Below are 19,781 nucleotides of genomic sequence, written 5' to 3' on the forward strand. Positions count from 1 at the left end.
ATGGATTCAACAATTAGAATTGGGCTGGTAGACGACCACATCCTTCTGCGCGACGCCCTGGGCGCTGCCATCGACGGGTTTGTCGATTGCAGGGTAACACTATTGGCCAGCAACGGCAAGGAACTCATAAGTCAGCTCCAAGACAATGCCCCTCCCCAGCTTTTGATCCTGGACGTCAATATGCCTGAATTGGGCGGATATGAAACAGCTCGATGGTTGCGCGAACACTGTCCGAACATTCCGATATTGATACTCACCATGTACGATTCAGAGTTTATGATGATCCGCCTGTTACAGCTGGGCGTCAGGGGGTTTTTGAAAAAAGACATTCACCCGAGCGAATTGCGCAACGCCATAAAAAGCACGATGACAACAGGGTATTATTATTCCGGCAGCACAACCGTCAAGATTGCCAAGCTGCTGCAGCACGGCGAAGCGAATGTTCCTGTTCTGAACACGGTCAATCTTACCGAGAATGAAATTCAATTTCTGCGGCTTGCGAGTACGGAGATGACTTATAAGGAAATTTCCGCAGAAATGAAAATTAGCCCGCGGACAGTGGACAACTATCGCGACTCGCTTTTTGTGAAGCTCCACGTAAAGAGCAGGGTCGGCCTTGTGCTTTTTGCCATTGAAAATGGCATCGTTGTCATCGAATACTGAGGTACAGTGACGGCCGTTCAGATCATGGACGAACCAATGACATCAACGGGCAAAAATAGGTAGGCCCGGGCACAAGCCAGGGCCTAACAAAAGTGGGAGCGGCACGGCAAGCCGGCATATTAGACCTTAGGCGTATTTTGGCGCCGCGTGCGTCCACCCGGTTCCCCGGCCCCTGCCAAGCTAAGGGTGGACCCCGGCAATCCTTCCGGCTTTTTCTGCGTTTGGAGTTTCAGCGTGGTCTTCATCTCAACGGCCGCTTTCGGCTGCTGCACATGTTGGCGTAGCTCGTTACCCGACCGGTCCAGTACCTTCAGTGCCAGCTCGTAGGTATCCTGCGTTTTGTTTTCTACCAGTCCAAGCTGCAAGCTGACTTTCGGGTATCGGCCATGTTCATCCGTTTTTTGAAGCGTGACGTCGGCTTTGAGACCGTTTTGCACATTCAGGAGAATTTCCGCCTTTTCCTCTTCCCTTCCCATGTATCGCTCATTCGACAACAGCCGCGGCAGATCAAAGCTCTTAGCGGCTACCCGGACCAATGCGTGCTGCTCGCCCTCTTTGACCGGTTTTTTGAAATCAATGGCGCTAAAGTATTGCTTCGCCCTTTTGTTCGAGTCCTCGCCTTCGGTGTGCAGCACCGTGCCACCACTCAGCACCGTTACGGCCTGGGCCGCCGTCATGCCCGTCATCTTGTAGTGCGGAATGGTCACGGAAATCTCCGGTTTCTCGTTAATGAATTTCGTTGCCGCGATACCCGTGAAGATGTAAAACCCTGGCCGATCTTCACTTTCTACAATGTTTGGGCGAAGAAGGATGTAGTCTTTTGCTCCGGGCGATTGTTCAGGCCCGGACCACGGAAATTCGATGACCGGCTTTCCTGCAGCCATGTCCTTTTTCAGTTGCTCATGGTAAATGTCTCCGAATCCGGCCCGAACCAGCGAATTCTGTAGATAATCCAGGTTTCTTTCCATTTCCTGTGTCATAATGGTTGATTTTTATTTTAAAATAAGAGACTATAAACTCTCGGCGGAGGGAGGATTCGGCGCATTTCCGCGAACGCGCTTCTGATATTCCGGGTGCGCTTCGATCTTAGCCATCTCAGAATCTATGAGGCTTTTGATATCTTGTTTGATCTGGAAATAGTTCTCCTGGATCACCTCCGGAGTGATGTTTCGGATGACGGGAAGCTCCTGGTAGGCGCTCTCTTCTGTCCGGATGGCCGCGTAATCGTTCAGGATCTGGCAGTGAAACGCTTTCAATTCGATCTTTTGCAGCGGATCGTCCGCCACCGCGCCCACGAATTCGCCGCTACTTAAATTGGAAATCCGGGAAGGCTGTAGAGCGGCCTCCAATTGAGTGGATAAACTTACAGAGGTGTCCTGGCTGTTGATGGAAACGGATTCCCGCTCCTGCATTATTTTTCCAAGTCGTTCGCTGAGCTGCTTGGCGGTATCGCCCAGCACCTGCCCGCTAATTACGTTGCCGCATACATTCATGATCACTTCGGCCTGCTCCCGGCCATAATCCTTTCTCAATTGCGACAGGTCCTGCACTGCCAGCGTCGTGGCCACCTTGTTGCTGCGAGCGGTGGCAATAAGGGTATCGATGTTATTGACGAAAATCGTCGGAAACTCATCGAATACCAAAGAAGACTTCAATTGGCCTTTTCTATTGACAAGTTTCAGCATCCGTTCCGTGCAAAGAGAAATCACCGCCCCATAAATTTGGGTTTTTGAGGGATTGTTGCCGACCGACACAATTTTGGGCGACTGCGGATTGTTCACGTCCAATCCAAAATCGTTACCGGAAAGGATATAATACAGCGCCGGCGACGCCAACCGGGCCATTCCTATTTTGGCGCTGGCGATCTGCCCTTCCAATTGTTCCTGTGCATTGTTAAGCATGGCGGAAATAAAAGGATTGATCAGTACTTCGATATCCGGTTCCAGAGAGAGCACAGGGAACAGTCTTCGGTACTCAATAGACGATAGCTCGATTGCATGTGGGAGTGTACAGTACCGTCCTCCCTGGTACTTCTTTAAGAACCAAAAGATGGCCGTGATAAAGTTGATGGCCGACTCGACAAAGAAATCGCCAGTCTTCTTGATCCATTCCCGGTTAAGAGCCAGCATGATGGTCCTACTCGATTCGGTAGCATCTGTAATATCTACCATCGTTTCGGGTGCAAGTAGGTTACAGCGATGGGACCGGGACAGGTCGTCGAAATTGATGATATAAAATTTGGGGGCCACAGGATATTTGTCCCGATACTTTAGGGCGGTATTGTAGGCAATGGTTGTCAAGTCCGGGAATTTGAAATCATATAAAAAGAAAGTGAAGCCTTTACTAATATGCTGCGTGATCACGTGACGGATCACGAAAAAACTTTTGTATTGGTTCGACCCAAGTTCCTGTCACTATCATGACAAGTCCCTGGGTCGGTCGTCAGCCCGACCCGGGTACGCCTAGCACGAGGAGCGCCCGGGTCGGGGAGATGATGTTGATTACGGATGAGTGCCATTGGCCTTTATATCGGTATTGGGCAGGCAGATTGATCGAATATTCGTTTTCCAGGAGCCGCTGTTCCTGCGGAAAGGTTTCCGCCTCGATGTTGAAAATATCCTTTCCCATTCGTAGCGTCAGCATCCGGGAAGCTTTTGCCCCTCCGCGCAGTAGTAAAAGATAACCAATGGTAGTGCTACCCATGTAACAAACCGCTTTGACCTGCTCCGAAAAGGTGGCGGAGAGCAGGAGGCCAGACAAAAAATATAGGGCGGCCCCGGATCCTACTGACCATAGCACCGGTTTCAAGGTCATCTTATTGTCTTTTTTTCCCGTATGGCCATACAGTGAAATAAATAGAAAGGCGAGAATGATCAACTTCGGGGCTTCGATTCCGGCAAGGAACGGAAATCCGCGCGTCAGCTTATAAAGAAGGGTGGACACGAAATTTACGGCCAGCCCCCATTCCAGCATGGCCGGAAAGCATACGCTGTAAAAATGGATCAGCAGCAGCAGGATGCTAACAAACCGGATCAACTCCAGGTTTTTGGCCAAGGCTTGAATATTTTCTCCGTTTGGCATGGTGCATGATTTGGTTAATTAATGGCGACTCCAGGCTGTTAGTGGGATGGTCCCCTTTTTCTTCTCTTTTTCTTTTTGGGAGTACTCGGCCCGGGTCCAGGTGCTGCGAATGTCTGATGGAAAAGAATATGCATGGTCCCCGCGGTGGAGTGACTGCCCAGCCCAAAAAAATCCGTCGAATTCGGAGCATGATCGCCGCCGGACGGACGGATCATCACTTTTTGGCTGCGATTGGAACTTTCCATGACATCCCCCGCCCGGAGCCGGTAAAAGTCATTGAGAGAAATATTCAAGTCTCCATTCGAAAAAACGGTTTTGTTGAAGTGATCAACGAAATGGACGGATTGGAGGACTCCCAGCTTATCTTGGTCAAAATGAAGACGAATGCCCCTTTTTTTCAATCGACTCGCCAGTTCGCTCGCTGTCTGGCAACTGCGCAGCAGCGTCGTGACGGTATTTTCCGTTTTAACTGCCAGTCCCGCCTTTTTGACCTGGTTGCCGGCACATTTCCTTTGGATGAGCTTCAGCAGCGGCTTTTTATAGATATCGCTTGCTTTGATGGGAACCCCCGTCTTGCGGCCCTCCGCGTCCAGCAGGCTGTAGACCAATCCGCCGGTATGGCGGCGGCGACTGCCGGGGAGGCCCCAGTCCGCGATCACGTTAAACTGACGCAGAATAATATTGAACTCATCCAGGGATGCGAATTTGTAGGAATTGACTACTGTCCCGACTATGTTGGTGATCGCATGCTTCGTTTCCTGTTTGCCGTATTCAGCCGGCAGCAATGGTGATGCCCCTTCGAGGACAAATCCCTTGCGCTTTCTGCTCTCGGCGGCAATTAAGCCAAACTCCTGCTCAATCGCTTTCCTGGCCGGCTCGGACTTATCGCGCCCCAGGAAATTCATATCAATGTGATTCCCATCCGCTTCGATACTCGTCGTTACGATGTGAAAATGCTGATGTAGGGTATCGGCATGGCGGTATACGAGAAACGGCTGCTCTCCGAACCCGATCCGCTTCATATAGTCCGTGGCGATCAAGCGCATTTTTTCGTCCGAAAGCACCTCTTCCGGGGGAAAGTTGATGGATAGATGGAGCGTGTTGGTCCTTATGTTTCGGTCGCGTTCATTCAAAAGTTGAAAACGCCTCAGTTTTTCAGAAAACCCAAGCCGGTCGATGTCGCAACCAAAACCGGACGCCAACAATAAGTGGGCCTCTCCCCGGTAAACCTTCTGTTCATTATAACTCAGTGCTCCCCGTATAGAAGAGCCGGTTTTCAATTTGACAACCATTTTATGGACAGTTTAGAAATAATCGTCAATAATTCATCAATCTTTGGTTGGACGGCCTGGTATTCCCGAAATGCCATTTTCGCGTACAGGAGCTTCTGTTGAGGCGTCGGATAGGTATTGAAATGCCGGGTGATTTGGTTGATGTTGACGCCGATGGCCCGGATCTCAGTTCGGAGCCGGGCAAGCTCCTCCATAACGTTATCCAAGGTCTCATCTTTGACATAGATTTTAATCTTGCGATTGTGTAGGATTCCTCGGACCAAAGCGCTCATATCCATCTTCGGGTTCTTCTCTAGGATGGCCTGCAATTCCCGCATTTTTTGATCATTCACGCGGGTACACAGTTTGTGCTTCAATTCAACCTGTTCTCTCGCCTTTTTCCGTCCCATAGATATTTACACCATTATATATAGTAACGCTGACCGGCCTTCCGGCCTTCCGCAGGGCTTAAATAAATAGTTGTCGACAACAATACATCTTGCTGGGCGCAACAATAGGCGCCCTCAACCCTTGAATCTGGATTGTATGGCAGCGCTTCGATGGTCCCATTGAACGGCAAGCATCCTAAGGCTTGAATTCTCTGCCCCTTCGACCGGTCTTCTTTCTTGTACCTGGCAGCAAAGCGTTATTTTTCAGTCTAATGGGCACATATTCCGGAAAAGTCATAAGAGGGTCTTTGTTTTTACGTTTTAAGAATCATACGAAGTAGGACCGGTTCACTGCTTTCGATGGTCTATCACAATCTCAGGCGACCCTGTTTGTGGTTAAAATCCGAATTATTGTCCAACTTGCTCTGGTCTATTCGAAACCGCCTTCGGACTTCCTCATAGGGGTCTTTCTGGATCTTTGCCATCTGCATTAGCTCCTGGACCATGACTGCTTTGTGGGGCAATCGGTCATTGAACTTATAAAACGCCCGTTCTGCCTGGCACCGGAGACCGAATGGCTCGGCGGGATCGCTATGCAAAGAACCGCGAATCATCCAGAGTACGGCGGGCAGGTTCTTTTCCGGGGGAGTCACGACCAATTGAAAACGGACGGCAATTTCCTTATGGAGCTCTTTGGCCTCGAAAAGTTCGGATGTATGAAAAATCGTGAAGTCAGCCTCCTTGGTGCGACTGCGCAACAGATCCGGGTAATTCGTAAACCCCAGCTCCGTCAGTTCTTTTTCCAAATTATATTGAAGAAAGCACTGTTCCTTGAATTGCTCTACTGCCACCAACGTATCCACCTCCCGAAGTACCTCATCAAATTTGGGAAGCGGCCCCTGGTCGACGGTAAATTTTCGATTTAATACAACTACCCCTTCCTCGGCACGCTGGGTCTCCAATTGTACTGAAAGGTGCAGTTGCTCCACATACCAATGCTCCCGGTCGCGTTCCTTGATCACCAAATACAACCCGACATCCTGATTTCCCGGTTGGCAAGGGTCAAAAAAGATATTGGCTTTAACGAGCGGGTCTTGGGGGTCCATACAGGGTTCTGCCTGGTCCAGGATCCAACCGGGGCGATCAAAGCCAAGATCGACCAGCTCCTTGAAAATCTCTTCTTTGTGACTAGTTGACAACCAATCCATACTTGCTGTGTATTTCGATGTTTTGCATTTGAATCGGGTTCTATTTTTTAACCTGTAAGCCGCCAAGCTTAGCCGCCTGACCAACTGGTGGAGCGGACAGCGGTATGAGCTGTTGAAGTTTGGATAAACTGATGGTGCACACCTGAATAGCCTCGACCAACGAAGAAGCCTGATCAATGACTCCTGCAAAGAACGAGCGGACAAAGGTTATTTCGGAACTGGTCATAGATCGGCTGCTTTCCTCATTGAGTTCATAAATGATCCAGTTGTTGGCCACCTTGCAGGAAACGTATTTCACCTGCTCCGCTACCGTGGCTGGTGTTGCGGCAGGCGAGTCGCGGTTCTTTTGATTTTGAAGTTTATTCAGTGGCAGATAACTGATCTGCAGTGCTGTAAGGGAATTCGGTTGATCCGCCAAAAGGAGCGGGTACAAGCCGCGCAGTATATCGATCTCCTGATCGGTAATTAACCGGCTCTTGCCATGGACTTTGTCCAGTAGCACCCAGATATCCCAAACGTTAAATATAAAATACATGCCTGTTGTGTTTAGATAGTTCGAATGGGTCGCCAAGCCATTTGTCGTGTCTACGGTCTCAAAACCTCCTTTCTTCATTAATCAGCTCGTGACCCCGGCCACTAACGTTTTCACGATTGTCAGGTCGGGAGCAACTACGGCTTATGGGACAGCCAGACTGATGCGCGATGTACATTTCCTTAAATCCTTTGTGTCCTTCGGATTTAGTCCTGATTGACCTCAGAAGTCGGCGCCGATGAGGAAGCCAAGCTACGATGGCAGCCAGCCAGTCAAGTGATCGTTGTCCCGGTCGCTGGTTCGTCGTTTCCTTGCCCAGATCAAGTCCCGTTACGGTCAATGGCAGCCAGGGATAAATCGGAATAACTTTGTTCATAACATCAGATTTTATCCTTCAAAGATGCGGCTCAAAAAAGGTGTTTATTCAGTATGCGAAACCCACTGGGAAAGAAAAATACCAAAGCGAGATAGTTCACGAACGCAGCGAGGTGCAGGTCGAATAAAAAGACATTGAATTCGACAGCCCTTCCGATCCATTCACACCGTCCCGGCTATTACAAGAACCAATCCGACAAGGATCAGTATGCGACCCGAAAAGGCGGCCACACCTTCCAGGCAGCGGGTAATCACCCCTTTGGCATAGGAGGAATAGAGCTCCATTCCCGTTACCGTTCGGCGTTTAAAGCGACGCTGCCCTACTTTGAAGCGGATGAACAAACCGATAAGAATCAACAGCAATCCGTGCAGGACCATGTGGTGGAAGTGAATCATATATTTTACTTTTATCAGAAAAAGAAGACCTGTTTCCCATTGGTGCGGATATTTCAGCGCCATGTAATAGTTCAGCAAAAAGGAAGTCGCTAGTGTTAGTATCGACAAATCACCGGTTGCTTCATGGCCGTCGTGCTGTGGAAAGCTGGAGCTATTCATTTTTTCCGGAGACTTGCTCTTAGTTGGTCATTATTCCTCATCTTGGAAATCTTTTCCATCATCAACGTCCTGTACAGTTCCTTATAGTTCTTCCGCTCCTCGATAGCCTTGGCCCGAACTGCGGCAATCAACTGTTCCCGGGTCGACAAAGGACCATCCTTCGCCCACATATCCACAACTGTCCGATGGTCTTCTACCCGAAAATCCCGTTTCGATCGTCCGGTTGCGGCGTTGACGTGTTGGATATAATATGGGTACTTTTTAGTCGGATACATTAAAATGAATCGAAAATGAATTCGATCATAACCAAGGGCCAATGTCCCGTTAATGGGAACTTCTGCGTACATATAAGTCATGCCAAAGAGCTGCTGCGCAGTCTTAAAAATGTCCTTCGCATTGTCAAATCCCAATTGCTTTAGTTCTTCGTCGATCCGTTTATTGTATTTGATCATGGCGGAAATATTAACAAGGGAGGTCGCTGAAGCACCACAAGGCAACCGTATAAAAGAAGCCAGGCAACTATTACGACTAGGGTGGGTTGTACAAGAAGGGAAAGTGGACATGAAAGGATTCTCGTTTCATATTGTTGGCATTGTATGAGCAATAAGATTCATCAAAACATTGACTTACCGAATCACGCTACAAAGATGATGTCCCGACAACCTTTTTCTTCAGTATGCGAGCCATCCTCGGAAAGAAAAATCAAGAGCAAGTCGGTGGTTTCCCTAGAGCAAGCGAACAGAAGGCGCCGGGGTGCTGTTTAGGGGGGAGCCAGCAACCTTTAACCCCAGTTTATCAGCCACAGCCACTACGATTCGGCAGAAAGTGCCCTATTCTGAACATAGATAGTAATCAGATCTTGTACGATTCGAGCAAGCAGGGGAAAACCCTGGATCAATGGCAGGTATGTCTTCTCAGCGACTAAGGAGGCACGACCTCCGCTATTCTTCTCTTCTTCAACCAAAAGAATGGCTACGATCAATTCGACAGATCGATGAGCCGGACTGACCACCCTGGTTGTTTCTATGTATATTAAGATAGAACCTACCATGCCATCCCGAATAGGTACGCTGGCTATCGATCCTTCAAGTACGGTCCTGTCGGATTTATCGTGGGATGTGACAAGCCTGGCTATCCGTGTGATTCCAGCCTCCTTAAGTTGTTGCTCGTATTGTGGTAGTGGTGATGTCATGGTTCATTGTGTAGGTGCCTATAAAGGAATTGGTCATGCGCTAAGACCTGGATGTGTTGGCTGCAGAGGTAAGGGCCGGCCAAAATTGTTTCACGATCGAAGCGCAATTACGCAGGATCTATCGGTTATCAATTTCCGTTTTGTTCCTGCGATCCACTTATAGGCTGCAGGTTTCCAGCTCTTGAGGGGATTTCCCGTGCTGCTGCGCCAGTGTCGCTTTTCATGGAGCAGGAAAAAATCCTCCGCTTCGCGGGCCGATATGCCTTTGGCGGTAAAGTAATTGCGGACCTCCTGGAACTGGGGAGGGATCGGTCCTGAAAAATGAAAATAGCTATCCATATTTGCTTGATTTTTTGTGATTAACGTGGGTATCCTGGCTAAAGCGCTGGCGGAGTCTGGCCGGTAGCAAGCCCCCGCGTTTCGAGAATTGGATTGTAGCTGCCGGGCAAGCTCGCAAAAAAAATAGGGCCAGGTTCAGAGTGCGAAACGGATTGGGGAAGAGATAATGATCTTTCTTACCATTGTCGGTGAGAGGCCAAAATGAAAAAGCCGCGAACGGTAACGGGAATAATATTAGGCAGGGCAAGTTCAATCGAATTTTTAGCCGTCCTAAAAAAAGTGTAGCAAGCTTCAAGTATAAAAGAGTCAATGACGTCTACGGTATAACCAGGGCTTTTGCCGGTAATAGCGTTCGATCCACCGGAATGCTTTTTGTTTCCATGGTGTTGTTGTCTGATCCTGTAGAAGGGATCGCCAAAAGGCCGCTGCTTCGTTCGCTGGCAATTCTTTTTCGTTGAAGTAGATGGTCACCTGCCAGAGGCTGGGTCTTGCTTTCGGGTTTTTCGGCCGGGAAGAGACCGGCCTGCCGGGTTTGAGCATGTTGGTGTGGCGTTTAGTTCCGGATGGGATCGTCCCCGGCTTTTGCGGCGTTCGATCTCTTGTTGTATATCCTCTGGATCGTAGTAGATAATGCGGCCGATTCTGCTGTGGGGTACGATCCCTTTATCCCGAAGGTCCTGGAGGGTGCGAAGTGACACGCCGAGTAGGGCGGCCGCGGCCTTGTTCTTCAGCCACCTGGCGGGAGTGGCCTTTGGCTGATCGGATACCATGAGACTGATCTCCTTTAATATTTCCAATTTGAATTTCCTGAAATGCAATTCAAGGTCGGTAACGGTGACGGGGCGGTTTGCCATTTCAGGCGGAAATAGGTTCAATTGTTCGGAAGTGCGACGCATAAGCGGCTATTGAGTACTCAAAGGTCCTATGTTGGAAAGGTGGATTTTCAATAGGTGAAGCCGACTCGGAAAGATAATTCCAGGCTTGACCGGTTAAGAAATTGACCAAGGGACCGTAGCTACATTCGATTAATTTGCTTGACCGCCATATCCTTAGTAACTTCCTCTATGGCCAAGCCAAAATTCTATGTCGTTTGGAAAGGTCGTACACCCAGCATCTACGCTAGCTGGGAGGCCTGCTGTGCGCAGATTAACGGATTTGCGGGCGCGGAATTCAAATCATTCAAAACGCGGGCCATGGCGGAAGAGGCATTCACGAATGAAAGTGAAAAGTTCATTGGACAGGACATATTCGAGAACGAGTTAACTCCCGAGCAACTGGCACTACTTGGGAATCCGAGGTTGGATACCATGTCCGTAGACGCTGCCTGGAATACCTTTTCCGGCGAAGTGGAAAACCAGGGTGTCGAAACATCTGGCAAAAAGGTAATTTTCCATCAGGGTCCTTTCGCCGATGGCACTATTAATATTGCCGAGTTCCTCGCCATCGTGCATGCGTTGGCGCATTGCCGTCGCCAAGGCATCCACTGCGCGATTTATTCAGACAGCCGCAACGCGATCGGCTGGGTGAAAGACAAAGAAGTTCGCACCAATCACCCGCGAAGAGACAGTAACAAAAAGCTGTTCTAACTAGTCGACCGGGCATTGGCCTGGCTGAGGAACAACGAATATGATAACAAACTGCTGAAATAAGAGACCCGAGCCTGGGGCGAGAACCCTGCCGATTTTGGCCGCAAGTGATCGCTATTTGAAACCATCCGCGCTGCGCAGCCCTGGTATAATTCCCTGGACCATTAAATTTATTTATCGAAACAGCATAAATCATTGATATCTAAGAATATTTGAATAAAGTAAAATAATATATTAAAAAAGCCCCGAATCTACCGAGATGGAAATGGCCAAACGTGGGTACTATATTAAAAAGAACTATATGGTCATCAAAATCAAAATTCCATATGCCGCCAGCTACATTGAGATGTTTGTATATAATATACCGCCATGGTTGCTGGGAACGCTTATCATAGTAATAGCAACGATCTCCATGTTCAAAACCCATTTATTTCACTTGTAAACCGTTACTCATGTGGGTCGATGAAGAGGAAATACTTAATGGTTACAAAGCCATCTTTAAAATGAAAAAAAAGGTGGTGCTTGCCACCCTATACAAGTTGTTTCGTGAAAGAGCCCCGTTCGTCAAGAACAGAGGCCCCATGATCAATACCATGATGGACCTAATTTTTGAAATGGGGCTTCTAAAAGTGTTGCCGGGGGGTAAATCCAAAAGGGACATCGAGCATATCATCCGCCTCAAAACAAATGATGTTTTTTGCGAAACCTTTCGTATTCCAAAAAAGAAGCTTCCTTTAACTGATCACCCACCGGAGGCCTATGATCTTGCTTCCGGGGAGCCGGATCCTTATCAGCGTCTGGTATTGCGGGAAGATATGCAGGCAGTGACGAAGCTGATGAGCGAAACCCAGCTTTCGATCATGGAGAACGTGGCCGACGAAGTCGATCGGGAAGCTATGCAGGCAAGGCTTAAGCTTTCAGAGACTGCCCTTAACAACCGAATTCTTCGGCTCCGTCAGCGTCTTCAGAAGCGCCTTACGAAAGGATACTAAACGATTATTTTAAACCTTGTGTCATGTTTTTACCAACCAAGCAACGTACATTGTTGAACTACATACTTGAAGATTTTGAATTGCCATTACCGTTGGATGACCGGACATTGGGAGCGGTGTACGCATTTTTATTTGATGTGGCAGCACAGCATCTATCGTTTGCCGACTCGGCCTTAGAGGATGCGGTACTGACGCTTAAAGAAATAGTGGAATCAGAGCAGATTACCACTCTGGAAGGTATCGCTGCTTTCTTTGAGGAAGAGGATCGGGCCATCGACGATTACGCTCGGGATATCATGGAAGAGATACAATCAGCTCAGCATTATGCATCAGTACAAGAAGATCTGCTGTCTGAGGGCGATGGGGATGTTATGGTTGCAGCTGTAGCAGCGAAGCCGGCATTGTCTTGCTACATCGTTGCTGCTGATCAATTCAAAAAAGAAGAGTTCATCCAGGCATTTGGGCAAATGCACCCCAAGTTGGAGTATTTCTTTCGTCGGAAGCTACAATACACTTTCGAGCAAAAGCATATGATCGTGGCAGATCTAATGCAAGAGACGGCATTGCGAGTTCTGTTGAAACTAAGAACAGAGCACTACAGCCATTACCCGGTGGAAAGCATTATTTGGTTCACCGCCAAAAGTATATTGTATGATTGGAGAAATAAAAATGAACGGCAGCATCGGTTAACGTTGGAATACCGTCCGGACGAAACTATTGTGCAATCTTTTGCCGAGGCCTACGAAGCAGCGGATCTGATGCAGGTGATAAAGCGCTCCGGCGAAACTGGCTTTAAAATCTGCCTGTTACATGCCAAAGGATATACTTTCAAAGAAATGGTCCCCATTTTCGAAATGACAGAGTCTAGTCTCAGGATGCGGGTGCAGCGATTTCGAAAACAATTGTCAAATGGTATGAAAAAGTCATTAAAGGACGTGTGCCCCTCTTCGAAAACGGAAAATGGGCCTTACTGCGAATATCCATTAGATTTTGCTTGCGAATAGCCTTGGCCAGCGGTTCAAAGAATAGTTAAACCAACTTTTTTTGTGATAGAAATATTTATTTTGAAGGATTATCTCTCTTACCTACATGAAGTATAAATGTGCCCATTGTAGTTAGGGGTATATGTTAACCAAATTATCCAAATCAATCGTGGGAAATAAATCCAAAAAATTAGCGGAAATGCTCAGTGGAGAATTATGCATTTATGATACTTCTGTTCCCGTAAGTCGGTTATTTGAACACCTCACCAACGGAAAATCGGTCGCCTCGTTCCTGAGAGACAGCCCAGCTGTTGACAAGGATATCGTGCTTCAACTGCTGAAAAGAGCGGAATCTCTGCTACTTGATAGCTTGACAAATTCGCTCCAAAAGCCGATTGCCTAAAATGGCGTTTCGTAGCCGATTATTCGACTTAATCAGCTCCAGAAGTATGTAGATGTCATCCCCTGTTAAGGAAGTCATGGGATGCATGTGCACTGCCATTCCAGTTGAATAGAAATTGATGGATCCCTCTCGGTATTTGTCGACAAATATTTCGATAGCACCTCCGTCTTGGAACATGGTCAATTGAACGCATTTCTGTTCATCACCAAACAGCCCCTGCCATCCGAGCAACTCCATGTCCAAATATATTGCTAAATATATTAGCAACTCAAAAAAAAGATGAGTTCAGGTAGCTCAATCGTTACCTTCATGCTCGGCAGAAACATTTAAATGCACCCATAACCAGCTCACAATTAATCAGATGTCGTTGCAATGGGCTATTGCAAAGTTGCTCCAATGACCACCCTTGCCCTTTATCAAAACCTCACTACGACCGCCGCTTTTCGCTCCGTTTATGAACCAGCTACAAGACAAGTACGCCCTATCCTTGCTGAACTATGTCCACTCTTTAAAGTAAATTTACACCAATAAGATGTTCTTAAAGAATAAACCCCCACCGAATGCTTCCCGAATTTTCACGTGTACGAGAACAATTAGATACCCAACAGCGAGAGTTCTTCACATCGGCGGTAAGAATGTATTCAGGCGTCTTCCGTGATGCTGGCTATAGTGTAATGCATGAGGGTAACGGCTTGGTCAGTTACTATGACGATCTAGTACATACGTCTCCGATGAAGAAGATGACAGCTTCATTCACGCTAGACATTGCCGAGATCAAGAACAATCCCCTGCTGATCTATGAGCACCTGCTGGCGATGGCCAAAGAGATGGCTGACCAGCAGGTAAGCATGTCTGTTCAAACGATCAGCGAGGTGACCGAACTGGTTGGCAACAAGCATGTTTCCAAAGGCACTGTCACGCCCGAGGACATATTCGCCATCTATGAAAAAGTGGAGATTTCCTTTCAGCCGAATGGCCAGCCAAATATGCCATCCATCGTGGCAGGAGAGCTGATGGGAGCGCAGATCAATGCCGCGTTGCTTCAGATAAAAGAAAATGCTGCCTACACGCAAAGATTTCAAGAAATATTGGAAACAAAAAGAATGCAATGGTATGATCGAGAGAATAATAGAAAATTGGTTGACTAATTCCTCCGAAAGATCCTTTCAACTGCCCTTTTGCTATTTGTTGATCCAGGATGGCTATACTATTATCCATCTTACTCGACATTGTGGTATGGAATGGGGAAAAGATGTAATAGCGATCGATCCCGAGGGTGTTCCCACTGGCTTTCAATTGAAAGACGTAAAGGGAGGTAGGTATAAGTTAAGGGATTGGCAGCAAGATATCAACCAGTTTTATCAGGCAATATATACCCCGCTTACACATCCTTCCCTGCCGCTCCATGACCGGCATCGATCCGTCTTTGTACTGAATGGGGACATGGATGAGGAGGCGTTCAATGCCATCCATGTACAAAACGAACAATGGAGAAAACAAAACCTGCATTATAAGATCGAGGTGATTGTCAAGGGACAATTTCTCGATATGGCATTCCGGAATAAAGATCATTTTGTACCGACGGAACTGGCCGACTTCAAAGCGCTGCTGGAGTTTAGAATCGACAGTGGCGATCAGTTCCTGGACAAAAAGAAGTTTTCAGACCTGCTAACCGCCATCATCCACAAAGAAGATATAACCAAACAAGGACAGAGGAGGGCGCTATCGAGTGGGGCACTCCTGTGCGCGCTCGCGCTTACAAATTATAGCGAAAAGAAAAACCACTGGGCAGTGATCGAAGGATGGACGATCTATCAGACGCAGCTGTTAGGGTACTGTGAAAGTACAGGTACAAGCCTGGCAAGTTGCAAAGAAGAGCTCCGTTTGACAGAGGAGATCATCACCAACAGCTTGATTGATCTTTGCGAAGAGATAAAGGGCCATCAATATTTATACGTTGGCAACCTCAACCAGGATGCATTTGTGTATAAATACCGCGTGACGATCCTTATGGGGCTGATGGCCTATCTGGGTATACGGAAATATCTATCCGCAGACCTGATCGATGTGCAATTGGAAGATATAGACGAAATATTGGCAAGGCACGCGGGAGATATGATCATCTGGGGGGAGGCTTCAATTTCCTTTTACCTGTGTGTGTATTGGTATAGGAAGGTTCGCGGTGCATCTGCGGATGGCGATAAACTACTGATACAGGTGGTGGATAATATCCTAGGGTTGATCCTGACGCCGTCGCTGGCCTTTCCAGACCTATATTATGATGCAGAAGATACCATATTGCTTCGGCTTATTGTGTCTCCTGAGCAGATGAACGGCTTTCTGAACCGCCGTAGTGCTTATACTCTGGAGACCGTGATACACCTCGCGGCCCTCGACAACATGCGGGAGGCGCTGACGCAAAGATGGAATCCCATAAGCAAAGTGCAGGTAGAATATTTTGAAATGACGAATAAACAAGACTTCTATAAATGGCGGATTCCCAACGGCCAGCATGTTACCAAGCAGTTAAAGGAAACCCAGTCATGGGCGGCCCTGGTATTACAGGCTCAACAGGTGGATGAACAGAAATTGCCTGATACATGGCTGGCAAACGCCGCATTTATACCCTTGCTGTTGCTAGTCTATCCTCACCGATTTAAGCGCGAAGTGATATTGTGGTTCAATGCGCACCTCCAACAGCAATTGAGCAGGGAGCCGTATCATAGATTGGCCCAGTCCTAAAGCCGGTTCATCGTTTATAACGTAGGAGCTTGTCAGAAACAGGGATCTAACCATGCTTTTTCGATAGGTTCGTCGTATCTTCCATGTAAAACCCGGCTATGAATCTAAAACTCAGCCTCCGGCAGATGGCCAACGAGCACGGCGTCCTGTTCAAGGTCGTGCTGGCTGGCGGACATATCCTCCTGGGCAGGGTGGTAGAGAAGGGTTATTGGGGTGGTTCAGTTTCTTCTGGGAGGATCCGGGTGTATGAAAGTTACCAGCAGTTTGAAGCGGGGGAGGGTGAAGAAAAGCGGGAAGATGTGCTGATACACGAAGGGAACTTTATCGTCGCACAGCGGGTGACGCGAGAGACGGGTACGAAATCATCAGCGTACGAGCAGATCCTGGAGCTCGATCGGGATATCCAGATGTTTGAAGACAGTTACAAGGATTATGGCATCATTATCCGTAACCTCCCCGATAAGCTCGAAGCGCTTCAAGCAGCACTGGCCATCTTTCACCAGGAGCAGCAGACAGGTAATACGGAAATTGTACAGGAACTGCTGAAGTCACATATCGCGGAGTGCAGGAATTGCCCGCCGTCTTCCGGAAGTACGGCGGAGGAAGACCAGTACTATAAGCTAATGACGATCAGGCAGGCAAAGTACTATTCGCGGGAGGCCGTCATTATTGCCTTATCGAGGTACGTTCCCCCAGGTGTCGGGCGTCTGTCGTCCGTGTGGCAACGTTGACCCCTGGAATTTGGTACCTTTACCTCGTAAAAATAACTTTCCGATGGGACGTGATGCATACATGGGCGGTCTGCCCGGAGTCTATTGGTATCCGGACAGATATGCGCAGCAGGCAGAAAGCTTTTTCAAAGCCTACGAACTGGAGCACGCGGTAGAGTGCTCTTCGCCACCGGCAACAGAGTTTCAGCCTAGGGCCGAGCGGACTTGTCGTTTCTGTGGTAGACGACGGCCTTTTACAACGTTTACGGACGAAGCACATATGATCTCAGCGCTGTTGGGCAATAAACATCTATTGTCCGATAGTGAATGCGATGAGTGTAATGCCGTATTTAGTAAGTACGAAAGCCATCTGGCTAATTTCCTTGGTGTGTCGCGGACGTTGCTCTCCATAAAAGGTAGGGACAAAATCCCGAAATTCAAATCTCCTGATAAGCAATTTGAAATGGAAAGCTGGATCGATGGGTCGGCCGGGCCAATAGTTGAATTGATGCGGTCTGAAGGTAATCATCCATCCATTCAATTTGATCGGGCTTCCGACATCGTTACCGTAACAGTAAAAAAGCAGTCCTATCAGCCAATCGCCGTGTATAAGGCATTCTTAAAAATGGCGCTTTCCTGCTTGCCGGAGGCTTACGTAAAGGAATACCAGCAGGCCGTTAACTATGCTTTAGGTAATCAAGGCATTGTGACAGGAGGATTTACTTACTTGCTTAAGTATACCATGTCCTACACGTTTATGTACGAGAAGCCGGTGGTGATGATCTTTAAAAAGCGGGATCCAGGCACCGCTTTGTTTACTCACATATTTGTATTGTTTGCGCTGAACAGCATTTTTGAGATCCCTGTACCACTATATGAGAAGGATGCTCATCTTTACGGCGGACAGGTAAATTTATTACGGATTCCTCCTTTGTTCACCAATGACTATGCATTCCCTATAGAAACGATAAAGAGTCAGACCTACAACCTATCATCACATGATCTCATGAAAGACGACATGGACTCCTTTTCTTTCAACATGCCCTTGAGCGGGTTGCCAGAAAATTTCGACACATCCCTTATTAAAGGAGTTAACTTCAGTGGGCGGTATCCGATACCCCCGCCGGCACAACTGTAAAATTATGCAGATTCGATATTATATTAACCGGCAATTTTTCGAGACGTTTATCCCTGAGATAGAGGTCGATGCAGAACAATTCGCCAAACTGAATGAGGTAGCCCGGAGGTGGATTTCTGTTATTGCCGACCAAAAGGATGAGTTGGCGAAGTATCCGGATGGCGAATTGCATCTGGCGTACAACATGGAAGATGATTCTGTAACCCCACGGGACTTTTGTCCTTACGAGGTCATCTGCAGATTGAGTCAGGCGGTTTATGCTCTTTGATAAAGCAACGATGGAGCAGACGCCGTCTATTTTTTCTTTCTGGGACGACTCGTCCCCTTCGATGCTATCATCCCCGTGGTAATTTGCAAGAGGCTTTTAATCTTCATTTCCAGCTCGTCAAAGGTCAGGATTTCCACATCGCGGCTATTGGACCGGAATAGTTCAAAAGCTCCTCTTTGTTGTTCCGTCAGAGCAGCGATGTTGCCAATGACGATGAGTGCCCGTGAGTTAAAGGACTGTGCGGTGTGCCCACCGCGGGTGATCGTATAATATTCTTTCTGAAAATTATCTCTCTGGTTGAGTACCTGCCCGATGCAGCCACTTAGCTCCTTGCTGGCGGGAAACACGTCATTGCCTCTGTAAGGTCTATTTTCGACCAGTGAAGTGAGATGCGTTTTAATTTCAACAAAGGACACGTTGTTGGTCAATTGGCTTTGGATCAAAAAGTCATTGTACTTCCCGTTTCGGTTATCCAGTGTTTTACCGCCTACGTACGCTTCGTCCTTGTGCAGGATGATGGGCTGGGCGAAGAGCGTAGTAAAGATCCAGCTATGCTTTTTCAGAAATGCTTGCCATTGCTTTTCAAGATTCTCGCTGTCGGTCGACTTCGCCTGAAGGGTAGCAAACTCCCTGAGCGCATCTCCAATAAATGCGTTGTCGAGCACTTCACGGGTGCGTTCCATATTGGTTGCCGCAAAGAAATCAGGCAGTAAGGTTAGCTTATCGAAAAGATCTTTGATCGCCTGACGATCTTTGTCATTGAACTCGGCCAGTGAATTGGCCCAGTGAAGCAGGGACGTCGCGATCGATCCTGGATTATACTTTTGTGCAGGGGCACCAACTTCTTTAGGAAACAGCCCGTGCAGCAATTGTAGAAGCGCCGCGTCTGTTTCTGCTTTGTGTTTTCCGTTCAGCACGGAAAAAGTGTCATAAATATGTTCCAGGGTCGGCTCAGAGAGATAGAGGATACCCGCATCCATGTCCATCTTATCAATACCTTTCTTTTCGATAACGACTTCGGAAATGGGCTGGGTGTTCAAGTAGGCGATCAGTGGCCACAACGGCTTCGTGAACCCATATCCATAGGTAAATTTCTTGTAGACGCCTTTGGGCAACCTGGTGTCGAACCCCAGATAGGTGAACTGAGTGATGTGGGTGTATTTGGAAGACCCTCGATACGGCGTGGGATAGTGAACCTCTTTGTCTACCTTGGTATAGACTTCGCGAGATTTTTGATCTACCGCAAATTCATGGTCTCTGAAATAATAGACCTCTTTGGTCGCTGATTTTCGTTTGAGATATTCTTCTGTTACGGGAGCTGTAGCCCCCTTTGTAGCTTTGGCCATGGAAAGGG

At 47.9% G+C, this 19,781-nt stretch carries 22 protein-coding genes; 10 read left to right on the plus strand and 12 right to left on the minus strand.

What is annotated here, in order from left to right; all coding sequences use genetic code 11:
• On the plus strand, nucleotides 1-663 hold the full coding sequence (locus VHE34_RS21200; protein ID WP_325591589.1) for a response regulator transcription factor: 663 nt from the start codon (nucleotides 1-3) through the stop codon (nucleotides 661-663).
• A 119-nt stretch (nucleotides 664-782) separates the two neighbouring features.
• Here VHE34_RS21200 and VHE34_RS21205 read toward each other — a convergent pair whose 3' ends face one another.
• The 11 genes from VHE34_RS21205 to VHE34_RS21255 all read right to left on the minus strand — a co-directional run bounded on the left by VHE34_RS21205 (nucleotide 783) and on the right by VHE34_RS21255 (nucleotide 10,459).
• Complete coding sequence (locus VHE34_RS21205) at nucleotides 783-1,643, minus strand: hypothetical protein (protein WP_325591592.1); 861 nt, start codon at nucleotides 1,641-1,643, stop codon at nucleotides 783-785.
• Nucleotides 1,644-1,673: 30 nt separating this feature from the next.
• Nucleotides 1,674-2,963: a type IV secretory system conjugative DNA transfer family protein gene (locus tag VHE34_RS21210; protein ID WP_325591594.1), complete on the minus strand. Its 1,290-nt coding sequence runs from the start codon at nucleotides 2,961-2,963 to the stop codon at nucleotides 1,674-1,676.
• A gap of 142 nt (nucleotides 2,964-3,105) precedes the next feature.
• Nucleotides 3,106-3,744, minus strand: coding sequence for a YWFCY domain-containing protein (locus tag VHE34_RS21215; RefSeq protein WP_325591596.1), 639 nt, complete (start codon nucleotides 3,742-3,744; stop codon nucleotides 3,106-3,108).
• A gap of 38 nt (nucleotides 3,745-3,782) precedes the next feature.
• The gene (locus VHE34_RS21220; protein WP_414709917.1) at nucleotides 3,783-5,036 is read right to left on the minus strand and encodes a relaxase/mobilization nuclease domain-containing protein; all 1,254 of its coding nucleotides are present in this window, start codon (nucleotides 5,034-5,036) and stop codon (nucleotides 3,783-3,785) included.
• A complete protein-coding gene (gene mobC, locus VHE34_RS21225; RefSeq protein WP_325591601.1) occupies nucleotides 5,021-5,425 on the minus strand; it encodes a plasmid mobilization relaxosome protein MobC in 405 nt (134 codons plus the stop codon). The genes VHE34_RS21220 and mobC overlap by 16 nt, the downstream gene beginning before the upstream one ends.
• A gap of 347 nt (nucleotides 5,426-5,772) precedes the next feature.
• Nucleotides 5,773-6,612 carry a hypothetical protein gene (locus VHE34_RS21230; RefSeq protein ID WP_325591603.1) on the minus strand — a complete coding sequence of 280 codons (840 nt, stop codon included), beginning with the start codon at nucleotides 6,610-6,612 and terminating at the stop codon, nucleotides 5,773-5,775.
• Nucleotides 6,613-6,652: 40 nt separating this feature from the next.
• Complete coding sequence (locus tag VHE34_RS21235; protein ID WP_325591607.1) at nucleotides 6,653-7,147, minus strand: hypothetical protein; 495 nt, start codon at nucleotides 7,145-7,147, stop codon at nucleotides 6,653-6,655.
• A gap of 534 nt (nucleotides 7,148-7,681) precedes the next feature.
• Nucleotides 7,682-8,074 (minus strand): hypothetical protein, encoded by a 393-nt coding sequence (locus VHE34_RS21240; RefSeq protein WP_325591609.1) that lies wholly within the window; start codon nucleotides 8,072-8,074, stop codon nucleotides 7,682-7,684.
• Entirely contained in the window at nucleotides 8,071-8,526 is a 456-nt protein-coding gene (locus VHE34_RS21245; protein WP_325591611.1) for a hypothetical protein, read from the minus strand. The genes VHE34_RS21240 and VHE34_RS21245 overlap by 4 nt, the downstream gene beginning before the upstream one ends.
• Before the next feature lie 830 nt (nucleotides 8,527-9,356).
• Nucleotides 9,357-9,605 carry a hypothetical protein gene (locus tag VHE34_RS21250; protein WP_325591613.1) on the minus strand — a complete coding sequence of 83 codons (249 nt, stop codon included), beginning with the start codon at nucleotides 9,603-9,605 and terminating at the stop codon, nucleotides 9,357-9,359.
• A gap of 467 nt (nucleotides 9,606-10,072) precedes the next feature.
• Entirely contained in the window at nucleotides 10,073-10,459 is a 387-nt protein-coding gene (locus VHE34_RS21255) for a helix-turn-helix domain-containing protein (protein ID WP_325591615.1), read from the minus strand.
• A gap of 210 nt (nucleotides 10,460-10,669) precedes the next feature.
• Between VHE34_RS21255 and VHE34_RS21260 the strand changes: the two genes are divergently transcribed.
• The 9 genes from VHE34_RS21260 (at nucleotide 10,670) to VHE34_RS21295 (ending at nucleotide 18,427) form a co-directional block, all read left to right on the plus strand.
• Nucleotides 10,670-11,191 (plus strand): ribonuclease H family protein, encoded by a 522-nt coding sequence (locus tag VHE34_RS21260; RefSeq protein WP_325591618.1) that lies wholly within the window; start codon nucleotides 10,670-10,672, stop codon nucleotides 11,189-11,191.
• Nucleotides 11,192-11,643: 452 nt separating this feature from the next.
• Nucleotides 11,644-12,183 (plus strand): hypothetical protein, encoded by a 540-nt coding sequence (locus VHE34_RS21265; protein ID WP_325591621.1) that lies wholly within the window; start codon nucleotides 11,644-11,646, stop codon nucleotides 12,181-12,183.
• Between the two features lie 23 nt (nucleotides 12,184-12,206).
• On the plus strand, nucleotides 12,207-13,187 hold the full coding sequence (locus tag VHE34_RS21270; protein ID WP_325591623.1) for a hypothetical protein: 981 nt from the start codon (nucleotides 12,207-12,209) through the stop codon (nucleotides 13,185-13,187).
• 178 nt (nucleotides 13,188-13,365) lie between these two features.
• The gene (locus tag VHE34_RS31190; protein WP_414709926.1) at nucleotides 13,366-13,569 is read left to right on the plus strand and encodes a DUF433 domain-containing protein; all 204 of its coding nucleotides are present in this window, start codon (nucleotides 13,366-13,368) and stop codon (nucleotides 13,567-13,569) included.
• A gap of 560 nt (nucleotides 13,570-14,129) precedes the next feature.
• Nucleotides 14,130-14,717 carry a hypothetical protein gene (locus VHE34_RS21275; RefSeq protein WP_325591625.1) on the plus strand — a complete coding sequence of 196 codons (588 nt, stop codon included), beginning with the start codon at nucleotides 14,130-14,132 and terminating at the stop codon, nucleotides 14,715-14,717.
• A complete protein-coding gene (locus tag VHE34_RS21280; RefSeq protein ID WP_325591627.1) occupies nucleotides 14,683-16,311 on the plus strand; it encodes a hypothetical protein in 1,629 nt (542 codons plus the stop codon). The genes VHE34_RS21275 and VHE34_RS21280 overlap by 35 nt, the downstream gene beginning before the upstream one ends.
• A gap of 98 nt (nucleotides 16,312-16,409) precedes the next feature.
• Nucleotides 16,410-17,042 (plus strand): hypothetical protein, encoded by a 633-nt coding sequence (locus VHE34_RS21285; protein WP_325591631.1) that lies wholly within the window; start codon nucleotides 16,410-16,412, stop codon nucleotides 17,040-17,042.
• A 43-nt stretch (nucleotides 17,043-17,085) separates the two neighbouring features.
• The gene (locus tag VHE34_RS21290; RefSeq protein ID WP_325591634.1) at nucleotides 17,086-18,159 is read left to right on the plus strand and encodes a hypothetical protein; all 1,074 of its coding nucleotides are present in this window, start codon (nucleotides 17,086-17,088) and stop codon (nucleotides 18,157-18,159) included.
• A gap of 4 nt (nucleotides 18,160-18,163) precedes the next feature.
• Nucleotides 18,164-18,427: a hypothetical protein gene (locus VHE34_RS21295; RefSeq protein ID WP_325591636.1), complete on the plus strand. Its 264-nt coding sequence runs from the start codon at nucleotides 18,164-18,166 to the stop codon at nucleotides 18,425-18,427.
• 26 nt (nucleotides 18,428-18,453) lie between these two features.
• Here the strand turns inward: VHE34_RS21295 and VHE34_RS21300 are convergent, their stop codons facing one another.
• Nucleotides 18,454-19,773 (minus strand): Shedu immune nuclease family protein, encoded by a 1,320-nt coding sequence (locus tag VHE34_RS21300; RefSeq protein ID WP_325591638.1) that lies wholly within the window; start codon nucleotides 19,771-19,773, stop codon nucleotides 18,454-18,456.
• Nucleotides 19,774-19,781 lie beyond the last annotated feature (8 nt).

The sequence above is a fragment of the Puia sp. genome (genome assembly GCF_035546395.1).
Lineage (GTDB): Bacteria > Bacteroidota > Bacteroidia > Chitinophagales > Chitinophagaceae > Puia.

Bases quoted from the DNA above. Each gene is read 5' to 3' on its own strand.
- VHE34_RS21200 (WP_325591589.1), top strand. From the start codon at position 1: ATGGATTCAACAATTAGAATTGGGCTGGTAGACGACCACATCCTTCTG.
- VHE34_RS21205 (WP_325591592.1), bottom strand. From the start codon at position 1,643: ATGACACAGGAAATGGAAAGAAACCTGGATTATCTACAGAATTCGCTG.
- VHE34_RS21215 (WP_325591596.1), bottom strand. From the start codon at position 3,744: ATGCCAAACGGAGAAAATATTCAAGCCTTGGCCAAAAACCTGGAGTTG.
- VHE34_RS21220 (WP_414709917.1), bottom strand. From the start codon at position 5,036: ATGGTTGTCAAATTGAAAACCGGCTCTTCTATACGGGGAGCACTGAGT.
- mobC (WP_325591601.1), bottom strand. From the start codon at position 5,425: ATGGGACGGAAAAAGGCGAGAGAACAGGTTGAATTGAAGCACAAACTG.
- VHE34_RS21230 (WP_325591603.1), bottom strand. From the start codon at position 6,612: ATGGATTGGTTGTCAACTAGTCACAAAGAAGAGATTTTCAAGGAGCTG.
- VHE34_RS21235 (WP_325591607.1), bottom strand. From the start codon at position 7,147: ATGTATTTTATATTTAACGTTTGGGATATCTGGGTGCTACTGGACAAA.
- VHE34_RS21240 (WP_325591609.1), bottom strand. From the start codon at position 8,074: ATGAATAGCTCCAGCTTTCCACAGCACGACGGCCATGAAGCAACCGGT.
- VHE34_RS21245 (WP_325591611.1), bottom strand. From the start codon at position 8,526: ATGATCAAATACAATAAACGGATCGACGAAGAACTAAAGCAATTGGGA.
- VHE34_RS21250 (WP_325591613.1), bottom strand. From the start codon at position 9,605: ATGGATAGCTATTTTCATTTTTCAGGACCGATCCCTCCCCAGTTCCAG.
- VHE34_RS21255 (WP_325591615.1), bottom strand. From the start codon at position 10,459: ATGGCAAACCGCCCCGTCACCGTTACCGACCTTGAATTGCATTTCAGG.
- VHE34_RS21260 (WP_325591618.1), top strand. From the start codon at position 10,670: ATGGCCAAGCCAAAATTCTATGTCGTTTGGAAAGGTCGTACACCCAGC.
- VHE34_RS21265 (WP_325591621.1), top strand. From the start codon at position 11,644: ATGTGGGTCGATGAAGAGGAAATACTTAATGGTTACAAAGCCATCTTT.
- VHE34_RS21270 (WP_325591623.1), top strand. From the start codon at position 12,207: ATGTTTTTACCAACCAAGCAACGTACATTGTTGAACTACATACTTGAA.
- VHE34_RS31190 (WP_414709926.1), top strand. From the start codon at position 13,366: ATGCTCAGTGGAGAATTATGCATTTATGATACTTCTGTTCCCGTAAGT.
- VHE34_RS21275 (WP_325591625.1), top strand. From the start codon at position 14,130: ATGCTTCCCGAATTTTCACGTGTACGAGAACAATTAGATACCCAACAG.
- VHE34_RS21280 (WP_325591627.1), top strand. From the start codon at position 14,683: ATGATCGAGAGAATAATAGAAAATTGGTTGACTAATTCCTCCGAAAGA.
- VHE34_RS21285 (WP_325591631.1), top strand. From the start codon at position 16,410: ATGAATCTAAAACTCAGCCTCCGGCAGATGGCCAACGAGCACGGCGTC.
- VHE34_RS21290 (WP_325591634.1), top strand. From the start codon at position 17,086: ATGGGACGTGATGCATACATGGGCGGTCTGCCCGGAGTCTATTGGTAT.
- VHE34_RS21295 (WP_325591636.1), top strand. From the start codon at position 18,164: ATGCAGATTCGATATTATATTAACCGGCAATTTTTCGAGACGTTTATC.
- VHE34_RS21300 (WP_325591638.1), bottom strand. From the start codon at position 19,773: ATGGCCAAAGCTACAAAGGGGGCTACAGCTCCCGTAACAGAAGAATAT.